Annotated in this window: 18 protein-coding genes; 7 read left to right on the forward strand and 11 right to left on the reverse strand. The window is 50.8% G+C overall.

Annotated elements, in window-relative coordinates; genetic code table 11:
• Positions 1-18: 18 nt before the first annotated feature.
• Positions 19-1,224 (reverse strand): mannonate dehydratase, encoded by a 1,206-nt coding sequence (gene uxuA, locus J7619_RS21240; RefSeq protein WP_291203379.1) that lies wholly within the window; start codon positions 1,222-1,224, stop codon positions 19-21.
• A 169-nt stretch (positions 1,225-1,393) separates the two neighbouring features.
• On the opposite strand from uxuA, the gene J7619_RS21245 reads away from it, so the two are divergent.
• Positions 1,394-2,422: a LacI family DNA-binding transcriptional regulator gene (locus J7619_RS21245; RefSeq protein ID WP_291203382.1), complete on the forward strand. Its 1,029-nt coding sequence runs from the start codon at positions 1,394-1,396 to the stop codon at positions 2,420-2,422.
• 71 nt (positions 2,423-2,493) lie between these two features.
• Entirely contained in the window at positions 2,494-3,048 is a 555-nt protein-coding gene (locus tag J7619_RS21250) for a Uma2 family endonuclease (RefSeq protein WP_291203385.1), read from the forward strand.
• On the opposite strand, the gene J7619_RS21255 is transcribed toward J7619_RS21250, so the two are convergent.
• From J7619_RS21255 to J7619_RS21275, 5 genes are read right to left on the reverse strand one after another with little or no spacing between them, the layout of a single operon-like run.
• A complete protein-coding gene (locus J7619_RS21255) occupies positions 3,045-4,367 on the reverse strand; it encodes a DUF3748 domain-containing protein (protein WP_291203388.1) in 1,323 nt (440 codons plus the stop codon). The genes J7619_RS21250 and J7619_RS21255 overlap by 4 nt on opposite strands.
• 56 nt (positions 4,368-4,423) lie before the next feature.
• Entirely contained in the window at positions 4,424-6,643 is a 2,220-nt protein-coding gene (locus J7619_RS21260) for a hypothetical protein (RefSeq protein ID WP_291203391.1), read from the reverse strand.
• Positions 6,644-6,656: 13 nt separating this feature from the next.
• A complete protein-coding gene (locus J7619_RS21265; protein WP_291203394.1) occupies positions 6,657-7,706 on the reverse strand; it encodes a polysaccharide deacetylase family protein in 1,050 nt (349 codons plus the stop codon).
• A 14-nt stretch (positions 7,707-7,720) separates the two neighbouring features.
• Complete coding sequence (locus J7619_RS21270) at positions 7,721-9,964, reverse strand: two-component regulator propeller domain-containing protein (protein ID WP_291203396.1); 2,244 nt, start codon at positions 9,962-9,964, stop codon at positions 7,721-7,723.
• On the reverse strand, positions 9,964-11,889 hold the full coding sequence (locus J7619_RS21275) for a PfkB family carbohydrate kinase (protein WP_291203399.1): 1,926 nt from the start codon (positions 11,887-11,889) through the stop codon (positions 9,964-9,966). The genes J7619_RS21270 and J7619_RS21275 overlap by 1 nt, the downstream gene beginning before the upstream one ends.
• Positions 11,890-12,461: 572 nt before the next feature.
• On the opposite strand from J7619_RS21275, the gene J7619_RS21280 reads away from it, so the two are divergent.
• Positions 12,462-13,001, forward strand: a complete 540-nt coding sequence (locus tag J7619_RS21280; protein WP_291203401.1) for an RNA polymerase sigma factor — start codon at positions 12,462-12,464, stop codon at positions 12,999-13,001.
• An 81-nt stretch (positions 13,002-13,082) separates the two neighbouring features.
• Here J7619_RS21280 and J7619_RS21285 read toward each other — a convergent pair whose 3' ends face one another.
• Together J7619_RS21285 and lgt are read right to left on the reverse strand one after the other, a co-directional pair.
• Entirely contained in the window at positions 13,083-13,697 is a 615-nt protein-coding gene (locus J7619_RS21285; RefSeq protein WP_291203404.1) for a hypothetical protein, read from the reverse strand.
• Between the two features lie 82 nt (positions 13,698-13,779).
• Entirely contained in the window at positions 13,780-14,610 is an 831-nt protein-coding gene (gene lgt, locus J7619_RS21290) for a prolipoprotein diacylglyceryl transferase (RefSeq protein WP_291203407.1), read from the reverse strand.
• Positions 14,611-14,660: 50 nt separating this feature from the next.
• On the opposite strand from lgt, the gene yidD reads away from it, so the two are divergent.
• Positions 14,661-14,870 (forward strand): membrane protein insertion efficiency factor YidD, encoded by a 210-nt coding sequence (gene yidD / locus J7619_RS21295; RefSeq protein ID WP_291203410.1) that lies wholly within the window; start codon positions 14,661-14,663, stop codon positions 14,868-14,870.
• A gap of 1 nt (position 14,871) precedes the next feature.
• Here the strand turns inward: yidD and J7619_RS21300 are convergent, their stop codons facing one another.
• Together J7619_RS21300 and prmC are read right to left on the reverse strand one after the other, a co-directional pair.
• The gene (locus J7619_RS21300) at positions 14,872-15,825 is read right to left on the reverse strand and encodes a MoxR family ATPase (protein WP_291203413.1); all 954 of its coding nucleotides are present in this window, start codon (positions 15,823-15,825) and stop codon (positions 14,872-14,874) included.
• 27 nt (positions 15,826-15,852) lie between these two features.
• Positions 15,853-16,713: a peptide chain release factor N(5)-glutamine methyltransferase gene (gene prmC / locus J7619_RS21305; protein ID WP_291203416.1), complete on the reverse strand. Its 861-nt coding sequence runs from the start codon at positions 16,711-16,713 to the stop codon at positions 15,853-15,855.
• A 90-nt stretch (positions 16,714-16,803) separates the two neighbouring features.
• Here prmC and ribD point away from each other — a divergent pair, with 90 nt between their 5' ends.
• A complete protein-coding gene (gene ribD / locus J7619_RS21310; protein ID WP_291203419.1) occupies positions 16,804-17,868 on the forward strand; it encodes a bifunctional diaminohydroxyphosphoribosylaminopyrimidine deaminase/5-amino-6-(5-phosphoribosylamino)uracil reductase RibD in 1,065 nt (354 codons plus the stop codon).
• Here ribD and J7619_RS21315 read toward each other — a convergent pair.
• On the reverse strand, positions 17,865-18,638 hold the full coding sequence (locus J7619_RS21315; RefSeq protein WP_291203422.1) for a shikimate dehydrogenase: 774 nt from the start codon (positions 18,636-18,638) through the stop codon (positions 17,865-17,867). The two genes, ribD and J7619_RS21315, sit on opposite strands and share 4 nt — an antisense overlap.
• Positions 18,639-18,894: 256 nt before the next feature.
• Here J7619_RS21315 and J7619_RS21320 point away from each other — a divergent pair, with 256 nt between their 5' ends.
• Positions 18,895-24,285 carry a S8 family serine peptidase gene (locus J7619_RS21320; protein ID WP_291203425.1) on the forward strand — a complete coding sequence of 1,797 codons (5,391 nt, stop codon included), beginning with the start codon at positions 18,895-18,897 and terminating at the stop codon, positions 24,283-24,285.
• Positions 24,286-24,383: 98 nt separating this feature from the next.
• Complete coding sequence (locus J7619_RS21325) at positions 24,384-25,358, forward strand: nucleoside hydrolase (RefSeq protein WP_291203428.1); 975 nt, start codon at positions 24,384-24,386, stop codon at positions 25,356-25,358.
• Position 25,359: the final 1 nt, after the last annotated feature.

Below are 25,359 nucleotides of genomic sequence, written 5' to 3' on the forward strand. Positions count from 1 at the left end.
TAAATCTATAAACCTTGATTAATATTCCCGGACTGACTGTGCGATGCTCATTTCCAGTCCTCTCAGCTCGGCCAGTGCTTTGAGCCGGCCGATCATGGAATAGCCGGGATAAGTCTTTTTGTGCAAATCGTCCAGCATTTGGAATCCGTGATCGGGACGCATCGGCAGCAGATTGTCGGCATAATGTGCTGCACCGCGGCGCAGCTCTTCCTGGTGTAGTGCTTTAACAACCTCGTACATATCCACATCGCCATCCAGATGCGGTGCCTCGTGGAAATTGCGGTTGTCGTCTGCTTCTCGTTTGGTTGTTCTGAGATGGACGAAATGGATGCGGTCGCCTAGTCGCTGGATGATGCCCGACAGATCATTATCTGCCCGAACGCCCAGTGAGCCGGTGCAGAAGGTGATGCCATTGGCGCGTACATTACACGCATTCATGAGTTGCGTGAGATCGGCCTCTGTGCTCACCACCCGCGGCAAGCCTAGTAGCGGTCGCGGCGGATCGTCGGGGTGAATGCAGAGGTTGATGCCCAGCTCCTGTGCCAAAGGTGCTACCTGGCGGATAAAGTAGTAGAGGTTTTCGCGTAGCTCCTGGTCCCCGATTGCTGCATATGCATTGAGCAACTCCTGGAAATTCGCGAGTTCAAACGCCTCTTCCGAACCCGGCAGGCCCAATAAAACTGTGTTTGTCAATCCCTGGATATCTGCGGGCGACATGCTTTGCAATTTCAGCCTGGCCGATTCGCGTACCTGCTCGTCGTAATCCGCTTCTGCACCCGGACGTTGGAGAATGTAGAGGTCGAACAATGCAAAATCCTCCCAGACAAACCGCAGCGTCTTATGCCCCTCGGCGAATGTGTAGGAGAGGTCGGTACGTGACCAGTCGAGTACCGGCATGAAATTGTAGCACACCGTCCGGATTCCCTCCTCAGCCAGATTGCGCAACGACTGCTTATAGTTTTCGATGTATTGCTCGCGAGAAGGCAGGCCCTTCTTGATATGCTCGTGTACCGGGAGGCTCTCCACGACCAACCATTTCAGGGAAGTATACCGTTCATTACCTGCTTCAACCTGCGAGATCCTTTCCCGGATCGCATCTTTCGTCCAGACATCGCCAACCGGTACCTGGTGCAGCGCGGTAACGACGCCACAGCATCCCGCCTGACGGATGTCCATCAGCGAAACCGGGTCATTCGGGCCGAACCAGCGCATTGTTTGAATCATAACCGAATAGAATTTTTATAAAAATATAAATATTATCTTGCATTGTAACCGATTGCATTAACTTGCCGTAAATTTTGGCGACAGGGATTTCTGTTCAAAAAAGCCGCCAAGTTTAAAGCATACACAACAGACGGCGAATGCCCCTGTGATCCCTTACAAGAAAAGAATAATGGAAAAGGAAATTACCATTTACGATCTCGCAAAAATACTCGCATTGTCGCCTGCAACCGTGAGTAGGGCGCTAAACGACCATCCCGCAATTAACGCGAAAACCAAGGTACTCATTGCGGAGAAGGCGGCCGAACTGGGGTACCGTTCCAATACCTTTGCGAGTCATTTGAGAACCCGTAAGACTAACACGCTGGGGGTCATTGTACCCAGGCTGAACAGTAATTTTATGTCGACGGTATTGGCCGGAATGGAGGAAGTAGCTAACAATTTCGGGTATAACTTGTTGATCAGCCAATCGCTGGAATCTGAATTGAAGGAGCAAGCCAACGCCAAAACGATGTTTAACAGCCGTGTGGACGGTCTGCTGGTTTCGGTTGCCTACGACACCGATTCTTTTGAACATTTCTCCACTTTCATTAACCGCAATGTTCCGGTCTTGTTCTTTGACCGCGTCATGGATCATCCGCAATGCGGCGCGGTGATCATCGATAACGAGCAGGCAGGCTACGACGCAACACGCCACTTGCTGGACCAAGGCTGCCGCAGGATCATGCACGTGACCGGAGACCTGCGAAGAAATGTGTATGCCGACCGTATGGAAGGTTTCAAGCGTGCAGTTGCCGGGCAGAATCTGCCGCTGGATAATCGTCTTGTGATATCGACCGATCTGAGTCAGGAAGCGGGCAGGGCCATAGCAGAGCAAATTGATCAAACGGAAGAAAAGCCGGATGGCCTTTTTATCACCAACGACCTTTGTGCGGCGATCTGCATGCAGGTTTTGAAGGAAAAAGGATATGCAATCCCGGAGGACATCGCCATCGTAGGTTTCAACAACGATCCCGTTTCGCAGGTAGTATCCCCGCAACTTACCACTGTTTTTTATCCCGGCTATCAGATGGGCAAGACGGCTATGACTACCATCATCGGCCAATTAAATGGTACCAAGCCGATGGATCATTCGGAACCACTTATCCTGCGCTCGGAACTGATTATCAGAAGGTCATCGATTCGGTTGGAGAAGTCGTAAATTGCGTTACGTTCAACGTTTGCCAATCGCATTCTCCTGTAATTCATTATTTTTGAAAACAAAGCAGAAACATGGAAGCTGTGGCTGAAAGACTCTATTCACTGGAAGAATACTTCGCCTTTTGTGAAACTCATGAAGGTAGGTTTGAATTCGTCAACGGAGAAATCATAGAGATGGCAGGAGAAACAACTACTTCCAATCGCATTGCTGGCAATATACATTTCCAACTGCGAAGCATTTTGCAGAATGGGGCGTATGAATTCTATCAAAATGATGTAAAATTAAAGCTAGAAGACGGAAAGGTTGTGCGTCTTCCCGATTTCATGATTTGCGAAGAAAAGGGTGATGCCGTTCGTTACACCACTTTTCCACTTCTGATCGTCGAAGTGCTGTCCGAAAGTACAGCCAAGACCGATCGCGTTGAAAAGCTCCGTGAGTACTCTTCTGATCCGTCGCTGCAATATTATCTCATAATCGAGCAGACGAAATGCCAAATCGAGATGTATGTCCGTGATGGCGAACGTTGGAATATTGAGTTTTACGACAAAATGGAAGATGTGGTTAAGCTACCGTATTTCAATGCAGAACTTTCACTAAGTGTAGTTTACCGAAAGGTCAAATTCTAGTTTAGGTTTAGCACAAACACCTGCTGCACGCCCTTCCCTGAATCGTTCTTAACCAACCGGTTAAACGCCAAAACCTTTCCATCCGCCGACCAGACCAGATTACTTGGAGCAGCCTCCGATGGCTCGGTTAGTATCTGAATCCTTTCTTTAAACGGAGAGTCGCCAACTTCACAAAGCACAATACTCCCCTCATAAACGTAAGTCACGTGCTTCCCATCGGGATGCCAGCGGAGGTTGCCCGTAATGTCGGAAGTGTATTCTGTGACCTGGCGCGGTTTGCCGCCGTTTGGCGAAATGGTGAAAATCTGATTGATACCCTTCGCATCTTTCGCCAGAAATGCCAGCTGGCTGCCGTCAGGTGACGAGCGAACAATGCCTGTGCAGCCCGGATGTGGAGTGTTTGCAGTAAATGTAAGGCGACGCTGAACTGCACCTTTCGGCGGCATCGGGAAGTCGGTGTTTGTCCCTTCCAGCGGCCCAAGGGGGCCGGGCTGGGTAATGTCTTCGGGAATATCGACGACGAAGACTTCCGGCGTATCATGGCCATTTTTGTCCTTTACAATGCCGAGAAAAGCCCTGGCTATCTGGCGGGTGCCATTTTGTGTAATATAGCCATTCGTTCCTACCCAGCTGTCGCTTGCAGCATGACTGATTTCATCGCTTCCCGGAGCAGGGTTAGGTACGACGCGTACGACCAATGCGCTGAACCATTCTCCCGATACATTTTCGGTATTTTCATCCACTTTAACGGCCCTGATTTTTTTAGAAACACCGATCGTCCGCAGGTTACGTTTCTGGCCGGTCGAGTCTTCCAGCGCTTTCAGGATAGCGTCATTGTAAGTGTATCCGATCCATTGTCCGTCGCCACTCCACTCGTGCCGGTGGGTACCCCCGCGTAACGCACCGGGCGTGAATGGGGGCGTCACATCACGCGCATCCATGTACACGGGTACATTCGGACGGGCGTCGTGGATAATCACACCCGTCCGGCGCCATTGCTGGTAGGGGTTCTCCTTGGTGCTGGTAGAAAGGCCGTGAATGAAAACAACGGCGCTTTCCTTAGGGCCGTAACTCACTGCCCCGGCACCCGGGCCCCAAACGGCATTGTCTTTAATATCAAAAAGAACTTGTTTCTCTCCCGTTTCAATGTTCACACGCTCGATCCGCGCTGATTCTGCGATGCCGCCATCGTCGGTCCTGGTGTCGTACACGAGCCATTGCCCGTTGGGCGAAAAATTGTCGTTATTGTCCAGGTCGTGGTGGTAGGTCAGGTCGTGCGTGATCTGTTTTTCTGCTGTGTCTGTCTGGCAGGATTGCATGCTCAAAAATGTTAGGAACGTTAAAACCGGGATAGAAACAAGTCTCATGGGGAAATCTACTTTTGAGGGCCGGTAATAATGCCGAGATAGCGGCCCATCCAGTAGGGGAGAAGCCAGATATCGCCGGCACTATGCTCACCGGAGCCATTGCCGCCGCTCCGGTCGAGGCTGAACATATTACCATTATGTCGTTGAATAGGACGTTCATCCGGCGGTAGCACCTCTTTGGTGGTTTGCTTGCGGAAATTAGGTTCAAGCTTTTCAATGTCCTTGCGGTGACTATTTTTGATTACCCAGTCGATCAGGTCCATCGGATGCTCCTGCAAATACCACACCGATTCGTTCAAGTCAAAATCTTTGGTGCCGGTTAAGGCCGTGAAGATATTCCAGGCACCTTCCTTTTCGGGACGTTCCGCTTGCCAGTGGTCGATAATCTGCTTTTTGTAGCTGGTTTTAAGCGTATCGTTGAAAGCATAGCGGTAAAGTCCCCAGTAGCCGAGGAAGTACATTTCGTCGTCGGAGTGGTTCCAGCCGTCGGACATATGTTTCGCATGTTCGTCGGCATCCTCCGGTGCGCGGCCGATAATGCTCATAGGTCGCATCATGTTCTCGAAATAACCGTGTTTGGTCATCAGCTCGAATGCTTTCGCCTTGTACTTCTCCTTTTTGGTAAAATGGTAAGCGGTTTGCAGCATAGCCACGATGTTGGACGAATTCAGCTTGCGGTCGCCGACATTGGTAGGGAATGCATTCACATAGTCGGGATGCCATTTACCCCACATGGTAGGTTTGCCATCGTAGTCGATCAGGTACATGTCGTTTTTCACAATGTGCGACATGAGGGTATCAATGAGCATAACGGCCTGCTTCTTGATTTTCGGGTCGTCGATCAGTTCCGCAGCTGCACCGAATGCGAAAATATGACCGATCACTTCATCGCTGCTGGTGGTTGACTTCCAGTCCCATTCCTTTTCGGGCGAATGTTGCCAGCGCTCGACATCGTGGAGTTCATTGATATGCCCCGCACGCTCATAGGAACGGGCCGGAAATCCTGCCACAGGGTTCACCGTGTACAAGCGCTCCATAGCGTCCATCGACTCGCGGCAATTTTGCAGCGCATCGGGATCTTTGGTGACCGCATACCGGAAAATCTGGCCACCGAGGTACATGGATGTCCAAAGGCCGTCGTTGTCCGAGTCTTCAGTGTAGCCCGTCGACAAATCACCGTGATTCAGCCCGGTAAGTTGCGAGTTGAACCCGTTCCGGATGTGGCGCAACCTTACCTGCTGGTCAAATAGCTTAGCCTTCTCTTCCAAAGTCATCGATTTGAACTGGATTTGTCCCAAACCTTTGGTGGTTAAAACCAATACCGAGTTCTTCGGCCCTTTTTCTATATCCAAAACTGCATTGCCGGGCAGCCAGCGCTCACCGAAATAATAGTCGAATTTGCCGTCGGCGCGCAATGCGAATGCACCCATATCGGAGCCAAACCATACTTTACCGTTCACCTCTTTCACAGCCGTAATCCTTGTTGCAGGCAATTTTCGGTTGATGTTGCCGGTTTGCTTTCCGGTTGGAATATCCAAAGAAAGGTAACCATCCAATGTTCCAATGATGATTTTGGTCTCTTTCGAGGCAATGTCAAATGCTGTGAAATCGGTGCCTGTGAGCACTTTGGTCAGCTTTTTGTCCTGAGCGCCCAGTTTATAAAGCGATTTGCTCCCCAAAACCCAGAACTGGTTTGCATTACCCTGAAATGCCAATCCGATCACAGAATCGTCCGGTAATTTGCCATTCCAGAGGCTTTTCGAGTCTTTAATCAATTCGAGCGAAGCGCCATCGGAAACGAGGAACGTAAAATCCTTGCCGCCTGCGAGCAAGCTGGCTTTGGGAAGGTTATGTTTTGAAAACAGCGTTCCGGCCCACGCATTGCTGAATACAACCTGGTCGGTGAGGTAAACAAGTTGATTTTCGTAAGAAACAAGGTTGCTGATGTTCTTGTCCTTCATGTAGCGGTAGTTCTGGTCGGGAACGACCTTGCCCGGGTACAGAAATTGCCCGGCGGAAGTGTGCCTGAGCCCTTCTTTCGCAAGCATTTGAATAATGCCATTGCGATCGGCGGCAACCTGTTGGAGTGAGCTCTGGGTGGTATCAGCATAATATTTGATGCTGAAATCCTGCAAATAGGGCTTGTCTTTATGCACAGGCTGTACCTGCGCACGTGTGAACGTCGTGCCCATCAGTAAGAGGAGGGATAACGAAATGTGCTTTTGCATTGTATTGAGTTGGTTATTTAACTTTTTTCCTTCTTTCCATCACCTCTTTCCAGGTAGTCAGGATAATGCCTTCCGATCGGATGAATGCTTTCAAATCGGGATCTAGCATCGAAAGCATATCGGCATAGCGCGAGCCGCCGGAAGCGCTGATGTATTTGAAATCGTCCGTTATGTCGCTGCTGTGGACGATCATCATCGCCACGCCGGGTTGCATTTTGCGGATCGTTTCGATGAATTTCTGGGCTTTGTATTTGCCCCATTGCTCGGGCGTGACGTCGCCGCCCTCCGGCTTCCAGTCGCCGCTGATCGTGTGGAGGTCGTCGAGTACGGGCAGGCCGGCTGCCCATATTTTTTGCCCGAATTCCGCCGAGCGTTTGGTGATTTCAGGTTCGGGGAGCTCCATTCCGTCCTTCCATTTCCCTTCGGCTTTCAGCTTTTTGATCAATGGATTGTTCAGGCATTCTTTCAAAAGCCGATTATTACCGCCCGGGAACATCACCGGAATGCCAAATTCAGCCCCCACTTTGATATATCTTTCCAGATAAGGAATATGCGCGAATAGTGTGCCCATGTGGGAATCCATATGGGTAGGTTTCAAACCGAGCTTCAATGCCCGGCTTAGTTGAGCGCGTATTTCCTGTTCCACCACATCCGGGCTGGCATGCTTGATCACCTCTTCTACTTCGTGCCACATACAGCCCTCGTCGTCTACCAACCCTTCTGAATGCGCAATGCCGTTCAGCGGTGGCCAGCGGTAATCTTGCCATTCCGAAGTGAGTGTCAAATGCAGGCCGGCATCCATCCCCGGGTTTGCTATGGCAAATTTGGCAAAGCTGGCTGCCCAGGGGCATGGCATCATTATGCTGCACGAGGTGGCAACGCCGTTCTGGATCGATTTTTTGGCCCCTTCATTCGAGTAACGGGACATTCCGGCGTCGTCTACGTGGAAAATAATGACCTTCGTGCCCTTTGGCCAGCCGAGTTTTTCGGCATAGGTCTGTTGTGCTGATGTTTCTTGCATAACCAGTAAAAGCAGGTTGATGAACAGAAGATAGGTCTTCATATCGAATGTAGTTTCTATTTTGAAATCATTCCCAAATACCGGCCCATCCAATAAGGCAGGAGCCAGAAAACCGGCTCACGTTCTACCTGCGGATTACCCCCCGATACTGTCCAGGGGTTCTTGTCCCAACGGACGGTGAGCCTTATGCTGGCGGGCTGCAGTTCATTTATTTGTTCGTCTTCGAGAACCGGTGTACGCACTATCTGAATATCCTCCCTCTTCCGGTGATCGATCGGCCAGTCCACCAGATCCAGCGGCGTATCGATCAGAAAATCCACGGAGTTTTTTAGCTCAACTTTCTTATCCAGGCATTCGCTATAAATAAAGTTAATCAGCGGGTTATGGTCACCCTTGCGTTTCGCGAACCATTCTTCCAGGTGGTTTTTGTAAAATTTCAACCGCTCGGGATCCTGCTCGCAACGGATCAGGATCGGGTAGAGATATGCTTGCAGTACCACATCGAAATAGATGAACCAGGCGGGATTTTGTTTCGTCACCTCTTTCATATTGTCGAGATAATGCTCGTTTTCGATCAACCGCAGGTATTCGTTTTGATACCTGGCATTGCCCGTCATGAAATGCGCCAGTTTCAGGAATGCGAGCATTTCCATCGAATTCTGGTTGCGGTCGGGCAGCCATTCCGGATCGCGGTTCAGTTGGTCCGGCGACCACACCGACCAACGCGTGGGCTTGCCGTCCACATCCGCGAAATTCAGGTTATGCTGCATCAGGTAATCGACAATCCTGCCTACGTGCGCGGCGATGACTTTCTTTTCTGCGGCGTCTGCCACGAGCGTATAGTAATGGTAATAGCCAAACATATGCCCGCACATTTCATCGCTGCTTGTATCGCCTTTCCACAGCCACTTTTTGTCGGCCGACAAATGCCAACGCGTTTCTAGGGGTTTGAACCGCGGTTCTTTCACGAGCTCGTCCGCTCGCTCGCGTTCCGTGTACGTGCGGTTGCCGTCGTGCATGTGCGTCCAGGTAGCGGGTATGATCGTACGTGCGAAGAAGCCGTTGGTGCCCGTCACTTCCTGCAACGATTTCAGAAAGCCGAATGCTTTTTTAGCATTCTCCTTTGCAATAGGGTCCTTTGTAGCGGCATAGCGGAAGCTTTCCATCGCCAGGTAGTTGCCGGTAAATTCGCCGTCGTTGTCGTCATCTTCCGGTTCCCAGGTTGTCGTATCGCCGGGAACGCGCAAATGTGCCTGCCCCGCGATCCACGGCGCTCGTATATGTCGCTTCATTAGCACATCATAAAAGAATGTGTTCTTGGACGCCAGCGTCATATCCCGCTTTTTAATGGCACTCACACCCCGCGGCGTAGCTATCCATGCATTGCCTTCTTTGTCAAATGCAATATCATTGACCTGATCATCCAGCAGCCATCTTCTCGAAAACAGCAACGAACGCCCACCATCTTTCCGGAAACGTACCACGCCTGTTTGCGTGCCGACCCACATCGAACTGTCGGGCGCAAGACGCACCGCCGTGATGTACGTGGAAGGAATGCCGTCGGTTGTCCGCAGCTCCGATTCCTTTTTGCCATTGTCCTGAACGGTAATCCCACCGAGGCCTCCGATCCAAAGCTTTCCGTCGTAATGGTATGCCAAACCTTTGGTATAGGCAGCTATCAGCCCGTCGGTTTTGTAGGTATGTGTTAATTCCGAGGGTGTCCAGTGATAAAGTCCTACGTCGGAGGCTATCCATAATCCGTCGTTCCGGTCGCTGATCACATCGCGGACAGATTTTGCTATGGCTGCTTTTTGTAAAGTAAAACCACTCGCATTACCCGTCCAAAAACCATTGGGGCCGATAGCGTGGATCTTGCCCGCTGCCGTGCAAATCGCAGAAATAGGACCAATCGGCCCATTCGCCTTTGTAATTGTGCCGTCCTGGCATTGGTATAGACCGTTCCAGGTGCCCAGCCATATAATGCCGGCAGAATCCTGCGCGAGGGCGTACGACGGCCCACTTTCGTGCCCGTCGAGCATGGGTACCCAATTACGGTCATTCTTCATTTTTCGAAAAACGCCTTTTGCCGTGGCCGCCCAAATATCGCCGTTGCGATCGGGTAAAACGGCCCGCACATCGTTGCCTTCCATGGGAAAAGCCTCATGATATTCCTGAATGAACGTCTCGTCCTGGTAAAAGGACGGATCGTTATCAACCGTTCTATCGTTCCGGCAAGACCAGAGCAAGGGCATGAGGCCGCAAAGCAGCCGGGCAATCAGTCGTTTTTCCGGATGTCGCATCAGGCTTCAGCGTAATTTTCGCTTTCCTGAAACAGCAGGCTGATCAGTTTTTTATGTTGCGAGAAATCGGGGATCAGGAACTGGGCACCTGCGCGTACGAGTCGCGGGCGCTTGGCCGGGTTATGTCCGAAGCGCTGCACTTCGTTGCTGGTAATACCCACTGAAATACCTCCGGCACGACGCCCCTCGCGGATTTCGTCAGGACCGTCACCGAATACCGCCAGTTCCTTCCCTTGCAGATTGTTGTCGCGGATGATCTTCTCGATCACCATTTTCTTCGAAAACTTGGTGTAATCGCGCAATGCACCATAAATACCCCCATCGAATAAGTCGGCATAACCGAGCATCCGGGCTTCGTTTTTTACATCTTCGGCATCGGTACCACTCGCGAGGTACATCGTTACGCCGCGCTCTTTGAGCTGTTTCAGGAATTCAACGGCGCCTTTCAGGGTGTAATCTTCCTGGCCGAGCTCCCCGTTGGCGAGTTTTTCCATGCGTTTGTTCACCATTTCCATCAGGCCATCGTTGTAAATTTCCTTGTACTGGAATTTGTCCAGGATCTGCTCTTCGGGAACAAAGCCGAATTCGCGCACAAGATTCACCAAGCCTTCCATTTGGTAAATGGTCTGGATACCCGTCGTTTTGTGTATGAATGCTTTACATTCTTCCTGCACTTTATGGAATGTACCCGCGTCGATGGTATCATATTGCTTGCCGAGAATGGATTTCATCATCACCGGCTCCATAATTTCTTCCCATCCCTGCCGGAGCGAGCTAATCGTACCGTCGTGATCGAAAACGGCATAGCGTATATGTCCGAGTTTGTCGAGGATCTCGGGTACACATATTTCGAACTCCGTTTCGGGATAGTAAACCGCGGCACGCTCGTTTTCGGCCAGGTCAGCATTGTAAATGTAGTCGGGGTCTTTGGCTACCACGGCGATCTCTTCGCCGGTCGCCGTACCGGTTGTAAACAGCTTTTGTACCGTTACTGCCGCGGCAAAATTGCCGAAGAGCGCCGCTTCCGCCGGAGATAACCCTGCTGCCAGACAAAGCGTAATGGCGCTGATCGCCGTATCTCCCGCACCCACGGTATCGAGCTTGCCTTTCAGCTGAATGCCGGGTACCTCGTGGTAGCCGGCTTCGTCGAATGCGATAATGCCGCGTTCTCCGCAAGTCACGAATACCGGCTTTCGGTACCGGGCAAATATTTCCGCACCGTAACCTTTTACATCGCTCACCGGTACGTTTTCACCCGGCGCCACGTCCAACCCGTTCAAAGAAGCAATTTCGCGGTCGTTGCATTTCAGGCAGGTGTTTTTGAAGCTGTCGTTGAAATGCCGCGAATCCAGCATCACGATTTTGTCGGGATATTGATTGAAAAGGGCATTCACATCGTCGATGAACGAAGTGTTGGTAATGCTTCCGGTTACCTGTTGATTAAAAATCAATGCATCACATTCCTGCAATGCTTTTTCAAGCGCAGCCACGAGTTGCCGGTCGGTCTCGATACTCCTTATATTATATACACCGAAATCGATGCGCGGCTCTTCCTGGCCCTCTACCAGCCGTTTGAGGTAACTATATGTATTGAAATTTTCTTTCTGGACAATGAATGCGCTCGTGTCTGCACCAAGCTGTTGGAGCTGTGCCATGAGTTCCCGCCCCTGCATATCGTCGCCTACGGCACCAATGACCCTGATCCCCGCAGGCTTCAGGGCGGCAAGGTTGGCCACGACATTCCCGGCGCCTCCCGGCGTATAGTAATGGCGGGCAACGGCCTGGGCCTGCAAACCGGTTTCAATGGAAACTTCAGAAGTGCGGTCGTCCATGACCCAGTAGGAGTCGAGACAGAAGTCGCCATATACAGCGACCTGGGCGGCGGAGATTTTCTCCAGTATCTGGTTGATGCGGCTTTGATCCATGAGCAAAGGTTGGTCTGGATTTAGGATAAAATGGATATGGATATTGAGCTGTTTTTGGGTAATACGGCCGATGCAGGAAGGAGGGCTATCGCGTCGCCGGCGATTTGCGGCAAATGTTACAAAATTGTTAAATACGGCAGTGGGAAAACGATGCCCGAACTACCCGTTGTTTCTAAGTATTTTTCACTAAGAACTAACTGTAAATGAGGAAATATGTAATAAATGATAAGTTACTATTATGTTATGATTAAATCGTACAATGGTGCGCAAAATGACGATATTTTTACGCAGTTTGCGATTCAAATTTTAGATTCAGCGGTGTAGATTTATCAAACAATTACAAATACGCCGCGCAATACAAAACATCACCGAATGTTTCGAAGGCAGAATTTTCCGCTGCCGGGGTGATGTTGGAAACAACTTTATTTTAATACCTGACTGATTACCTATTAATGTTAAAAAGAATTTGATGCCGAATAATAAATAGGATCAAACCAAGAATAAAAGTTTTTTAATTGATAAAATAATCTCTTTACCTAGTCCCCTTTTCTATAAAGCTAAACTGTACGACTGTGGCCTATCCCGACGAAAATACCCTGATCAGAGTGACGCAAGGCGACGAAGCAGCCTTTGCAGAGTTGTATAATCACTACAAAACACCTGCACTGCGGTTTACGGTTTCACTGCTCAAAGACGAGGAAGAAGCTGAGAACATGGTTCAGGACGTGTTTATCAAGATTTGGGTGAGGCGCACCCAGATCAAGCCGGACTATAATTTCAACTCATACCTGTTCACCTGCCTGCGCAATATGGCGTTCGACCATTTTAAAAAGCTTGAAAAGAGCGAGCAGTTGCGTAAGCATTATATGGAAGCGATCCGCGCTGCCGGGGAGGACGAGAGGGAAGAAGCCGAAAGAAGGCTGTCTGTCGTGCAGGCGGCTGTCGAATCGTTGTCGATCAAGCGCCGGCAGATTTTAAAACTGAATATTGAAGAAGGGAAATCCTATCAGGAAATAGCGGAGTTTTTGAGAATATCCAAAAATACAGTGAAGAACCAATTGGTGAAAGCAAAACAGATCCTGCGCGAAAAAGTAGATCTGGCAACGATATAGCACCCGGGTTAGTCCAGCATTACATATTCCTAAAACCTTGAAAAGCAGAAGCACCCACGCTTCTGCTTTCCTTTTTTGGGCCTATTTCATACCATTCAACTTGCCGAGGTCGATGGCCTTTAAAGCCCCTTTCAGCTGATCGACGCTCAGGTTGTTTCCTTCCACATTCACAACGTAGCGGTCGGCAACCAGCACATTGATTTCGCCGGATTTGCTTTCGTTGTTATATTTCTCAAAAGCCTTGTAGCCTTCGATTGTCGTAGTTTTTTCGTAGCCGGTGGTGGTTTCTTTATCAATTTCGGCGATAGACCAGGCCGCGAGCGCCATCGTGGATACGCCGGCGATGCCTCCTGTGTCCACGATTTCTACGTCGAGCGATTCATCGGAGCTTCCTTTATATTTGGCCTGGGCGGTTGAAACCGTGAAACCCATTGCGCCGGTTTTCTCGCCGGTCGATTCGGTGCGGCTCATACCGGCCAGGGTTTCGGGCAAAAGGTCTTTCAGCTTGCGGAAATCCACCGGGTCCACGGCCTTGCGGTCGCCCATTTCCTTGGCTTTATCGGCAATAGCCTGAAGAGCATCGGCCGGGCTGTCGGCGGCGGCTTTTTCTTCGGCTTCTTTTTCTTCCTGTTTGCTTCCGCAACTGGTCAAGAGAAGGGCGCATGAAAGAAATGCGGCTATAAAGGATGTTTTCATCTGACAATTGTTAGAGTTGTTTCAAACTAATTACAATGTAATGAAAACACCGCACTGATGCACGCCTACTTGCGTGCGAGGATCAGCTGGCGACTTCCGTAGGGTTCTGCCGGGAACGGATAATGAAGAACAAGCCGAGGAGTACAGCCGGAATGCTCAATAGCTGCCCCATATTCAGTGAATAATTGGCTTCGAAGGCTTCCTGGTTTTCTTTCAGGAATTCGTACAGGAAGCGTAATGTAAACACCCATACGAGGAACACTCCGACCATTAGCCCGCGCGGCGTGGCTGCCTTGTATTTGTTCCAGATCGCGATCAGGATGAACGTGAGGATGAAGCAGCTAATGGATTCGTAGAGCTGCGCCGGATGACGCGGGATTTGCAGAAACTCGGTATTTTGCTTGAAAATAAATGCCCAGGGCACATCAGAAGGTTTTCCGACGATCTCGGAGTTCATCAGGTTACCGAAGCGAATGAACGAGCCGCCTAATGCAAAGGTGATGGTCAGGCGGTCGGTTACCCAGAAGAACGTTTGACCGGTACCTGCCCGCGAGCGTGAGTAAAGCAAGAGCCCGATCACCGTTCCGATCACCGCCCCATGGCTCGCAAGCCCGGCGTAGGGAGGTAATATCACTTCCAGGGGATTTTTAAACAGCACTTCCGGTTCATAGAAAAGGAAATGGCCTACACGGGCGCCGATGACGATCGAAAGCACCATATAAAGCGTGAGCGAGTCGATATCTTCCAGCGTCTTTCCTTCTTTCTTGAAAATATAGATCATAATTTGCTGGCCGATCAGAAAGCCGGCAGCGAAGAGGAGACCATACCAACGGACAGGGAAGGGACCAAAGCCGGCGATTTCCGGAATGGTGAAGATTTCGGGACTGACGTCCCACATGATATATGAAAGCATGCGTTTGTGGTGTTAATGGTCAAATATACTAATATGAGACAAGACGCGAAATGAAATTTTTACTCATAGCCCTGGTACGGTTTTATCAGGCGGTACTTTCGCCATATTTACCGAATTCGTGCCGCTATACACCCACCTGTTCACAATACATGATCGAGGCCGTGCAGAAACATGGCCCGTTCAAAGGCGGCTGGATGGGACTGAAACGCATTGCACGATGCCATCCCTGGGGTGGTCACGGCCACGACCCGGTACCCTAAATTACCCGATGGCAACCTTTCGGAGAATGGAATCGATGATGGTCATGGTGCGTACGCCATCGGCTTCGGCTTCATAGTTGAGCAGAATACGATGGTTCATAATGTCGGGGGCGAGTTCTTTGATGTCCTCGGGCAGCACATAATCGCGGCCTTCGAGGTAAGCCAGTGCTTTTGCCGCGCGATTGAGGTAAATCGTAGCCCGCGGCGACGCTCCGAACTGGATGTAGCGCGCCTCGTCACGAAGTCCGTAGTCGAGCGGGCGGCGGGTGGCAAATACCAGTTCGATAATGTAGCGTTCGAGGGTATCGGAGATATTGACCTTGTTGACTTCGTCGCGAATTGCGAAAATTTCTTCTTTATTTAAAATCGGCCGGATTTTGTATTCATAATTAATATCCGACATCCGGCGCATGACTTCCAGCTCCTTCATCTTGTCGAGGTAATCGACGTAGACTTTCATCATGAACCGGTCGATCTGGGCTTCCGGTAGCGGATAAGTACCTTCTTGTTCCACCGGGTTTTGGGTGGCGAGTACTACAAAGGGGCGGTCGAGGAGAAACGTTTCGTCGCCGATCGTGACTTGCCTTTCCTGCATCGCTTCGAGCAATGCGGATTGCACCTTGGCCGGGGAGCGGTTCACCTCGTCGGCCAGGATGAGGTTGGAGAAAATAGGCCCTTTTTTGACCTCGTAATCGCCTATTTTGGGTTTATAGATCATCGTCCCGATCAAATCCGCGGGAAGCAGGTCGGGTGTGAACTGAATGCGCTTGAATTCCAGGTGGAGCACTTTGGCCATGACGTTGATGGTCAAAGTTTTGGCCAGTCCCGGGACGCCTTCGAGGAGGATGTGACCACCGGTAAAAAGGCCTATCAGCAGTCGGTTCAGGAGCTTGTCCTGGCCCACAACTACCTTGCCCATTTCATCCAGCACCTCCCTGATTTTTTCTATGTACATGAAAATTGGGTCAAAATTTTAAATGGATCAGGCCCAGATAGCTCTTACAAAGCGGTCCTTACCATTGATATCACGAAGGATTTCCACGTTTTTGTAATTCCTTTCTTCAAAAACTTTTTTGGTTTCCGCACCGAAATGCTCATTGATCTCGACATAGCATTTGCCGTGCTGTTTCAAATGGTGTACGCCAAAATCCGCGATGGCTTTGTAGAAAAGCAGCGGGTCGCTGTCCTCCACAAACAGCGCCTCGTGCGGCTCGAAACGGAGCACATTCGGACGCATGCTTTCAGCCTCGGAATAGGTCACATAGGGCGGGTTGCTGACCAGGCAGTCGAACTGTACGATGTTGCCGGGTAGCGGGAATGTCACGTTGAGCATATCCTGCTTCGCGAATGTCACATCGGCGATGAGCTGGCGGGCGTTTTCCTTCGCTACTTCCAGCGCTTCGTCCGACACGTCCCACGCATGTACGCTCACGTGCGGGAGAAAGCGCGCGAGTACGATGGCAATACAGCCGCTGCCGGTTCCGATGTCGAGAATAGAGATGTTCTTGTCGGGCTCCGCATAGTCGCGTGTCACCATTTGCACCAGCTCTTCGGTTTCGGGGCGCGGGATGAGCACTGCCGAAGAAACGCGGAATTCGAGGCCGCAAAATTCGGTGGAGCCGATGATATGCTGAACGGGCTCGTTGTTGTTCAGTCGTTTGATAATGTTATCCCAGTCGGGCTGAGCCGTGGTGTCGGCGATCGGGCGGTCCACCAGCACGTCGATATTGCGGAGGCGCATATAATGCTCCAACAGCATAAACGAGATTGCCTGAGCCTCTTTTTCCGGATAAACTGTGATGTTTTTTACTATATATAAATAAAGCTGGCGTGCGGAAGTCATTTTCACTGATTTTGATCCAATGTCGGAAAGTTAGCAAATTATGGGAACTCCCGAAAGTTGAGTTTAAAAGGGCATTTGTATTTTTGCCACATGGAGACGCACAATCAATGGATGGAACGAGCCCTGCTGCTCGCTGAATATGGCCGTGGCGCAGTGAGCCCGAACCCGATGGTGGGCTGTGTGATCGTTCATGAAGGCCGGATTATAGGTGAAGGCTGGCATCGTGCGTACGGCGGTCCACACGCGGAAGTACGGGCGATCGAGGATGCGGACGCTAAGGGTAATTCGCATTTGCTGCCACAAGCAACGGCGTATGTTACACTGGAACCTTGCTCGCATACCGGCAAAACCCCTCCGTGTGCTGATCTGCTTGTGAGCCGCCAACTGAAAAAAGTGGTCATTTGCAATGATGATCCTAACCCATTAGTTTCCGGCAGGGGCATTCACAGAATGCGCGAAGCCGGCATTGAAGTGGAACGCCATGTGCTGGAATCGCGCGGGTTGGAGCTGAACAAGCGTTTTTTTACAGCGATGACCCTCAAAAGACCTTACATTATCCTTAAATGGGCCGAAACGGCAGATGGATTTCTGGGCTATGAGGCGGGCGATCCTGTGCAGATCAGCGGGGCGTTGTCAGGTATGCGCGTTCACCAATGGCGTACCGAAGAGGATGCCATTATGGTAGGTTATAAAACCGCATTGATGGATAATCCACGGCTTAATGTGCGGCATTGGGCAGGAACGAACCCGGTTAGGATCGTTACCGACCGGCGGCTGCAACTGCCTCCGCAACTTCATTTGCTCGATAATTCGCAAAGTACAATCGTCGTCAACTACGATCGCGAAACCGAAATCCCGGCAGAGCCCGAACGCTTTGCATTACCTTCGACGGCTTATTTGAAAGTTAGTCGGGAAAGTGACGAAATAGCGCAACTGTTGGAAGGCCTGCACCGGCGTAAGATACAATCGGTATTGGTTGAAGGAGGTGCCGCGGTGATCAACGCATTCCTGGAAAGCGGTTTGTGGGATGAAATCAGGCGCTGCCAGGGTACACTGGCCATCGGCAACGGCGTCGCAGCTCCTGCTCCCCGGGGCTTGTTCAAAGGTTCGGAGCAAATCGGCGATGATTTGTGGACTTACTACAACCGGACTTAAATACTCCAGAGATTTTCCTCGGTCGTCCAGATCTCCCAGGCTTTTTCAGCCTGCAATTCCAGCATTTTCAGCCCGTTCATCGTAGCGGCACCCTGTTCGCTGCCTTTTTTCAGAAACAGTGTTTCGGCAGGGTTGTACACGAGGTCGTACAGGTAGTGGCTTCTTGTAACCCACTGATAAGGGATCAGGGGGCATTCTTCCGTTTTGGGGAAAGTTCCCAATGGGGTCGTATTGATAATCAGCCGGTGGTTTTCGATGATTTCCTGGGTAAGTCCTTCATACGCTACGCAGTCGTCGCTTTTTTGGCGGGAAACCAGCGTATACTCCATTTCCAGGTCTTTTAACGCAACCTGCACCGCCTTGGCTGCACCGCCGTTACCGAGCACCAACGCCTTGATGTTTTTGCAGGATTCGCCCCGCTTATCAAACCATTCCACAAGCGATTGCTGAAAACCGTAGTAATCCGTATTGAAACCTTTCGTGCTGCCGTCGGCGTAAATTTTGATCGTATTCACAGCTCCTATGCGCTCGGCTGAGGCGTCGTCGAGGTCGTCGAGATAAGCGATCACATCCTTTTTATAAGGGATTGTCACGTTCAATCCGCGTAGGTCGTGCTTCTTTTTCAGCAATTCGGGCAATTCTTCCAGGGATTTCATCTCAAAAAGTTCATAGCTGCTCTCTTTGATTTTCTCTCTGACGAATTTGTCCGTGAAATATCGCTTTGAAAAAGAGTGCGTAAGCGGGTATCCGATCAGGCCGTATAAGTTCATAAGGATGCGTGCAACAACGGTAAAAATTAGGGCTGCTAAGTTATACCAGCCACCTGCTAATTACAAACGCGTACCGAATTAGGACGGGGTAAATTCGCGTATACGATCTAGGGTTTGCATGCTGGTACTGCCTCATCGGGCTGTGTCTCAGCTGGTTTTATGGGCAGGTTAATTTATATTAAACAATGGCCGAATTAATTTGCATAATTAGGTGGAATGAAGTAGAATTACCTATCCTTTATCTGTACCAAAAATTATGAAGTGGAAAAATCTTTACTACACACTATTGCTAGCGAGCTTGTTGACTGGCCATGTTAAAGGTCAAAAGCGTCAGGACTACCAAATTCTCCTCAAAAGTGGTTCAATTCTACCCGAGCGAAATATTTCATCGGCATCCGGTCGCTCCAATGCGGCATTCAGGCTTTCGACCGCCGGGCAGAAGTCCTTCGTAGTAATCCAATTCGACGACATTCCCAGCGAAGAAGAGCGACAGGAATTGAGGCGTGAGGGTATCGAACTTCTTGAATATCTGCCAAATTATGCCTACACGGCGACGATAGCGGCAGGTAGTAATCCCGGGGCGTTGGCAAGAACCAAAGGAAGGGCCATCGTGGAGCTAAGCGCTGAGCAAAAAATGCAGCCCGGGCTTGCCAGCGGTAATATTCCGTCCCATGCATTTTCGGGGCCTGCAACCATCGACTTGTGGATCAGCTATCCTAAATCTTTCAGTTATGAGGAGGTACAGGCTGCATTGCGAAGCCGGCAATACGAACTGGTTTCGGACCAGTACAAAAACTACCAGATCCTAACCGTCAGAGTGCCGGTGAAGGAGTTGAAAACACTTGCCGGGCAACCATTTGTGCAATACGTACAGGCAGTGCCGCAGCCAGATCGTCAGTTGAATAATAAAAGTACTATCAATGGCCGGGCGAATGTTTTGAAATCGGCCCTTCCCGGGAACAGGAATCTGTCAGGAGCGGGGGTAGTTGTCGGGATCGGTGACGAATCCAATCCCTTACGGCATGTGGATTTCAATAGCCGGATCATCAACAGGGCACCTATTGACGCCGGTTCGCACGGTCTTCACGTAATGGGTACCATGGCGGGGGCAGGCATTATGGATGAGCGTTACGCGGGCTACGCGCCCAAAGCGACGGTTGTAGCTCAAAGCTATTCGTCGATTCTGGCGTATGCGCCCCAGTATGTGCAGGATTTTGGCATGGTTATCACCAATAATTCGTACGGATCGGACGTGATTACTTGCGAAACAAACGGGGCCTATGACCTCTACTCGTACATTCTGGACCAGCAGGCTTTCGAAATGCCTTACCTGCAACATGTTTTTGCCGCTGGAAACAGCGGTTCCACCACCTGCGCACCGTTTGCTGTGGGTTTTGGAACTGTTTTGGGAGGGTACCAGACGGCGAAAAATGTCATCACCGTCGGCGCTACCGGCGAAACTGGCGGACTTGTGGCGAACTCAAGTCGTGGGCCGGTAAAAGATGGCAGATTGAAGCCGGAAATTACCGCCCAGGGAAGTGGTATTATGTCCACGATTCCTGTTAACCTGTATGGCAGCGGAAGCGGGACAAGTATGGCTACCCCGGCTGTGTCGGGAGGGTTAGCAATGCTGTATGAGCGGTACCGGCAGCTGAACGGAAACCAGAATCCCAAGAATGGTTTGATGAAAGCGCTGCTGGTGAACGGCGCCGTCGACAAAGGGAACGAAGGGCCCGACTATCGATTCGGGTACGGGTGGCTGAACTTGCTCCGTTCAGTCAAGATGCTCGAGTCGCAGAGTTATACGACAGGCCAGGTTGCGCATCAGGCAACCAATACTTTTTCCATCAACGTCCCGGCCAATACGGCTCGGGTTAAAGTAATGCTGTATTGGAACGATCCGGCAGGTAGTACGCTGGCTTCTCAAAACCTGGTTCACAATCTTGATCTTCAGGTAACAACCCCTTCCTCTAATACAATCCTTCCCCAACTACTCAATCCGGCTGCCGGCAGTGTCGATAATGCGGCGACTACCGGTGTTGATAACCGCAATAATATGGAACAGGTGGTGATCAACAGTCCGGCAGCGGGCAACTACGCTGTCTCCGTTAAGGGAACCACCGTAGGGCAATCGCCGTCTCAGGAGTATTTTGTGGTTTATGATATCATCCCCAATTCACTGGCCATTACCAATCCGATGGGTGGAGAGCGGCTGAAAGACGGCGACCCGATGTACATTTCATGGGATGCTTTCGGGAACAGTGCCAGTACCTTCACCGTGCAATACAGCGGCAATAATGGCATAGTATGGACAAATATTTCGACCACGGTGGCGGCGGGTACCAGCCAGCTTGCATGGTCCGTACCGGTGGGTATGCGCTCGGATAAGGTGCGTGTGCGGGTGATCCAGAACAGCACGGGCGCGCAGAGTATTTCCGAACCTTTCACGGTGATCGGAGTACCGAGTGTCACGCTATCGGCGCTGCAATGCGAAGGCTACATTTCGTTGGACTGGACAGCCGTAACAGGTGCGACGGACTACGAGGTAATGATGCTGAAAGGAAAAGAAATGGTGCCCGTGGCCATTACCTCCGGAATTACGTATGCTTTGGGCGGATTAGTGAAAGATTCAACTTACTACGTTTCCGTAAGGGCACGCGTGAATGGGCAACCCGGGCGCCGGGCACTGGCCATTTCGCGGAAGCCGGATACCGGTACATGCGCCGGCAGCATTTCAGACAATGACCTCAAAATAGAATCCATCGTGACGCCGGCGTCGTCGGGCCGGAAAAATACCTCGACAGAACTGAGCGGAACTGTTTTTGCCAAAATCAGAATCAAGAACCTCGATGATGTGGATTTCAATGGCTCGCTGGACGTAGGGTACGAACTCAATGGTGTGGGCGTACCGGTCGAAACGATCACGCCTTTTATTGAAAAAGGAAAGACTTACGATCACACCTTCGCAGTGGGCGCCAATTTGTCCAATCCCGGGGACTATAATTTCAAAGTATTTATCCATAGCAATTCGGATAATGTTTCCGCGAACGATACGCTGGTGAAGCTTTTCAGGCAGCTACCCAACGACCAGCTGGCATTGCCATTTAATGATGACATGGAGAACCTGCCTGTACAGAATGTCACCGTTGCACAAATGGGGCTTACAGGGGATGGGCGATACGATTTCAACGCCGACACCGACGCCGGAAGGATCAGGACGTTTATCAACACCGGTTTGGCGGCGTCCGGTCAGAAAGCGTTGACGCTCGATGCGAACCGGGCGTATTCGGCGGGTAACACGAGTTATCTGACAGGCACTTTCAACCTGGCGGGATACAATATCAATACCGATGATTTGCGGCTGGTATTTTCGTATAAAAACCACGGGCAGAAAACGAACAGTAACAATAAAGTATGGATAAGGGGCAAGGACACCGACGCCTGGATCGAGGCTTATGATCTTTTTGCAAACCAGAACCTCACGACCCAGGGATATAAGACCACCCCTCCGCTCGAAGTAAGTGCGCTGCTTTCGGCAAATGCGAAAAATTTCTCGTCGAGCTTCCAGGTCCGTTGGGGGCAATGGGGGAAAATGATCACTTCCGATTACAGCAACGGGGCCGGCTATTCCTTTGACGACATCCGCATTGTTTCGGTGATCGACGATATTCAGATGCTGGCATTGCTTGCACCGCCTACGGAAAGTTGTGGGTTGAGTAATGCGGAAACGATCGCTATCCGCATCCGGAACAGCTCCGCGCGGGATATTTCCAACTTGCCAATCGCATTGTCGCTGCCAAATGGCACGATACTCCGTGACACGATCGCATCAATTGCCAAGCGTACGACCATCGATTTTACTTTCGGTCCCAAGGCCGATCTTTCGGCGGTGGGTGCATTAAACCTCAAAGCCTGGTCGGAATTGACGACAGACAGCTTCCGGGATAATGACACGCTGGCCGTTAAAGTCTTCAATGCGCCGGTGCTGAGCTCATTCCCTTATCTTGAAAATTTTGAAAATGGTGACGGCTTCTGGAGTGCCAAGGGTACGAATAGCTCGTGGAAATGGGGTACCCCGACTTCGAGTGCATTGAACCAGGCGGCGAGCGGAACGAAAGTCTGGAAGACTAACCTTGCGGGGGGATATAATGATAAGGAGGAATCGTATCTGTACTCGCCCTGCTTCAATGTAAGTAGTCTGGCTTCGCCCATGTTGAGTTTCAGCGCAGCCATTGACCTGGAAGTGTGCGAGCCTACGCCTTGCGATTACGTGTACATCGAATATTCCGGAAATGGTGGTCCGTGGACGCGCCTGGGTGCGGTGGGGCAGGGGACCAACTGGTATAACAAAACCTATTCAGGGAACGGGGCCTGGGCTATGCAGGACTACCTTCGCTGGCACGTGGCGAGTATGGCGCTGCCTACCGGGTTTGTTAACCTCAAACTGCGTTTTGTGCTGATTTCCGACGGTTTTACCCACCGCGAAGGAATCGCCCTGGACGACATTCACATTTTTGACGGGATTGCACCGATCCTCGACAATGCCGGCGGAGTGGCTACTCAGCAGGTTTCCGGTTCGGGTTGGGTGAACTTTACGAGCAGCGGGAAACTGATAGCGTCCATTAACCCGAATGGGCAGAATATGGGTAATACCGAAATACAGTCGTATCTGAACACGGTAGGGGTCAGAAATGGCAATGGACAGTATTATCTCGACAGAAATTTCACGGTAAAACCGGCTAACAGCGAGCTCGCGAACCTGGCGACCGTCCGGTTCTACTTCCTCGAAACCGAAAGTGAGGCGTTGATCAATGCTGTGGGCTGCGGGACTTGCGGCAAACCTGTGAATCCGTTTGAGCTTGGTATTTCCAAATACCGGAATGCTCCCAACCCGTCGAAAGAGGATGGCTCACTAGCCAATAGTACCGAAGGCGGGTGGTCGTTTCACCCGGCGGGGGAAGTGACGATCGTTCCGTACGACAAAGGATATTATGCCGAAATGAAGTTGAAATCTTTTTCGGAATTCTGGCTTTCGAAAGGATTTGTGGGAAACCCGGGTGCTTTGCCTGTTGAACTGGTGAGTTTCAATGCCCGGAAAAAGCAGAACGACGGACAATCGAAAGACGTGCTGCTGGAATGGGAAACTGCTTCCGAAGAAAATTTCGATCATTTCGATATTGAAGTGGCTACCGGTGACGAGGCTTACCGGCAAGGAAAATTCGTCCGGCTGGCGCAGGTTTCCGGGGAGGGTAATTTGAAAAGCGGCCGGAAATACGAATACACAGACCAGTTGCCAGGCAAATGGGGAACTTTGTATTACAGGCTAAAAATGATGGATATCGACAGTACTTACCAATATTCCCGCGTACGATCGGTCACTTTCGAAGCGCAATCCGAATGGTCGGTTTATCCTAACCCGTCCAAAGGCGTTTTCTACCTGGGCGACGAGGTTCCTGCAAGCCGCTCGGTGTCCGTGAATGTGTATGACCTGCAAGGAAGAATTTTAAAGCAACTCGGCGGTGAGACATTGAATGCAGCTCCGAAACGCCACGTTGATCTGTCAGGCCGCGAGTTTGAAGAGGGAATATATGTGCTGGAAGTAGTGAATGGAGAAACAAAACAGGCATTCCAGGTGTTGAAAAACTGATGTAACCCTTGCTATCCTCCAAAAAATCCTGCTGATGCAGCATATTGGCAGGCAAAAGCGAATAGCTTTACAACAGACCGCTTTTTCTAATGAATGTCATGAACAAAGTTTTACTGATCCTTTGCCTCTTTACACTCGCCGATTCTTATGCTCAAACCGGAAGACCGGTCAATTCGCTGATCCTCGATACCGATATTGGTCCGGATTACGATGACGTAGGGGCGATGGCCGTTATGCACGCATTAGCCGACAAAGGGGAGGTAAAACCGCTGGCGGTGATTTCTTCCAATAAAAATGAATTGGTAGTACCTACTATTGAAATCCTCAATACCTACTTCGGCCGCCCCGAATTGCCTACCGGTGCCCCCAAGGGAAAAGGAGCCAGTTTCGGCGCCACTCAAAAATGGCCGGAAATGCTGGTGGAAAAGTACCCGCACAAAATTGCCAAAACATCGGATGCGCCGGATGCTGTGGAAACTTATCGGAAGATCCTCGCCAGGCAGCCTGATCAGAGTGTCACCATTGTTACCGTTGGCTTCCTGACCAATCTAGCAGATTTGCTGGACTCCGCGCCGGATGCCAATTCACAGCTGTCGGGGGTTAACCTTGTCCGCAAGAAGGTAAAGCAACTCGTGTCGATGGCGGGCAGCTTTCCGAAAGGACGTGAATATAATGTGCTGGTCGACTCAGTCGCGTCGGGCAAAGTCTTTGCCGAATGGCCTACTGAAATCCTTTTCAGCGGTCTTGAAATTGGGAGAGAAATAAAAACGGGCAAGCGCGTCATCGCTAATGAAAGCCTGAAAAGTCCGGTGAAAGATGTTTTCGCGATGGCCATGCCATTGTCCAAAGGCGATGCAGATGGCCGGATGAGCTGGGACCAAACGGCGGTGTTGGTGGCTGTCCGGGGAATTCAGCCTTATTTTGGTGTAAAGCGCGGGAGAATCATCGTTGACGGAGGTAATAACAGCTGGCAGGACGACCCCATGGGCCCGCACGCGTACCTGACGCCCAACATGCCCTTCGAACAGCTGACTGCGCTGATCGAAGGACTGATGATGTGGCAGGGGAAATAGG

The organism is Dyadobacter sp. (assembly GCF_017744695.1).
In the GTDB taxonomy this organism is placed as follows: domain Bacteria; phylum Bacteroidota; class Bacteroidia; order Cytophagales; family Spirosomataceae; genus Dyadobacter.

Excerpts from the sequence above, each read along its gene's own strand:
- J7619_RS21250 (WP_291203385.1), top strand. The coding sequence starts at position 2,494 with ATGGAAGCTGTGGCTGAAAGACTCTATTCACTGGAAGAATACTTCGCC.
- J7619_RS21300 (WP_291203413.1), bottom strand. The coding sequence starts at position 15,825 with ATGTACATAGAAAAAATCAGGGAGGTGCTGGATGAAATGGGCAAGGTA.
- J7619_RS21315 (WP_291203422.1), bottom strand. The coding sequence starts at position 18,638 with ATGAACTTATACGGCCTGATCGGATACCCGCTTACGCACTCTTTTTCA.
- J7619_RS21320 (WP_291203425.1), top strand. The coding sequence starts at position 18,895 with ATGAAGTGGAAAAATCTTTACTACACACTATTGCTAGCGAGCTTGTTG.
- J7619_RS21260 (WP_291203391.1), bottom strand. The coding sequence starts at position 6,643 with ATGCAAAAGCACATTTCGTTATCCCTCCTCTTACTGATGGGCACGACG.
- prmC (WP_291203416.1), bottom strand. The coding sequence starts at position 16,713 with ATGACTTCCGCACGCCAGCTTTATTTATATATAGTAAAAAACATCACA.
- J7619_RS21255 (WP_291203388.1), bottom strand. The coding sequence starts at position 4,367 with ATGCAATCCTGCCAGACAGACACAGCAGAAAAACAGATCACGCACGAC.
- J7619_RS21245 (WP_291203382.1), top strand. The coding sequence starts at position 1,394 with ATGGAAAAGGAAATTACCATTTACGATCTCGCAAAAATACTCGCATTG.
- J7619_RS21285 (WP_291203404.1), bottom strand. The coding sequence starts at position 13,697 with ATGAAAACATCCTTTATAGCCGCATTTCTTTCATGCGCCCTTCTCTTG.
- lgt (WP_291203407.1), bottom strand. The coding sequence starts at position 14,610 with ATGCTTTCATATATCATGTGGGACGTCAGTCCCGAAATCTTCACCATT.
- ribD (WP_291203419.1), top strand. The coding sequence starts at position 16,804 with ATGGAGACGCACAATCAATGGATGGAACGAGCCCTGCTGCTCGCTGAA.
- J7619_RS21325 (WP_291203428.1), top strand. The coding sequence starts at position 24,384 with ATGAACAAAGTTTTACTGATCCTTTGCCTCTTTACACTCGCCGATTCT.
- yidD (WP_291203410.1), top strand. The coding sequence starts at position 14,661 with ATGAAATTTTTACTCATAGCCCTGGTACGGTTTTATCAGGCGGTACTT.
- uxuA (WP_291203379.1), bottom strand. The coding sequence starts at position 1,224 with ATGATTCAAACAATGCGCTGGTTCGGCCCGAATGACCCGGTTTCGCTG.
- J7619_RS21275 (WP_291203399.1), bottom strand. The coding sequence starts at position 11,889 with ATGGATCAAAGCCGCATCAACCAGATACTGGAGAAAATCTCCGCCGCC.
- J7619_RS21270 (WP_291203396.1), bottom strand. The coding sequence starts at position 9,964 with ATGCGACATCCGGAAAAACGACTGATTGCCCGGCTGCTTTGCGGCCTC.
- J7619_RS21265 (WP_291203394.1), bottom strand. The coding sequence starts at position 7,706 with ATGAAGACCTATCTTCTGTTCATCAACCTGCTTTTACTGGTTATGCAA.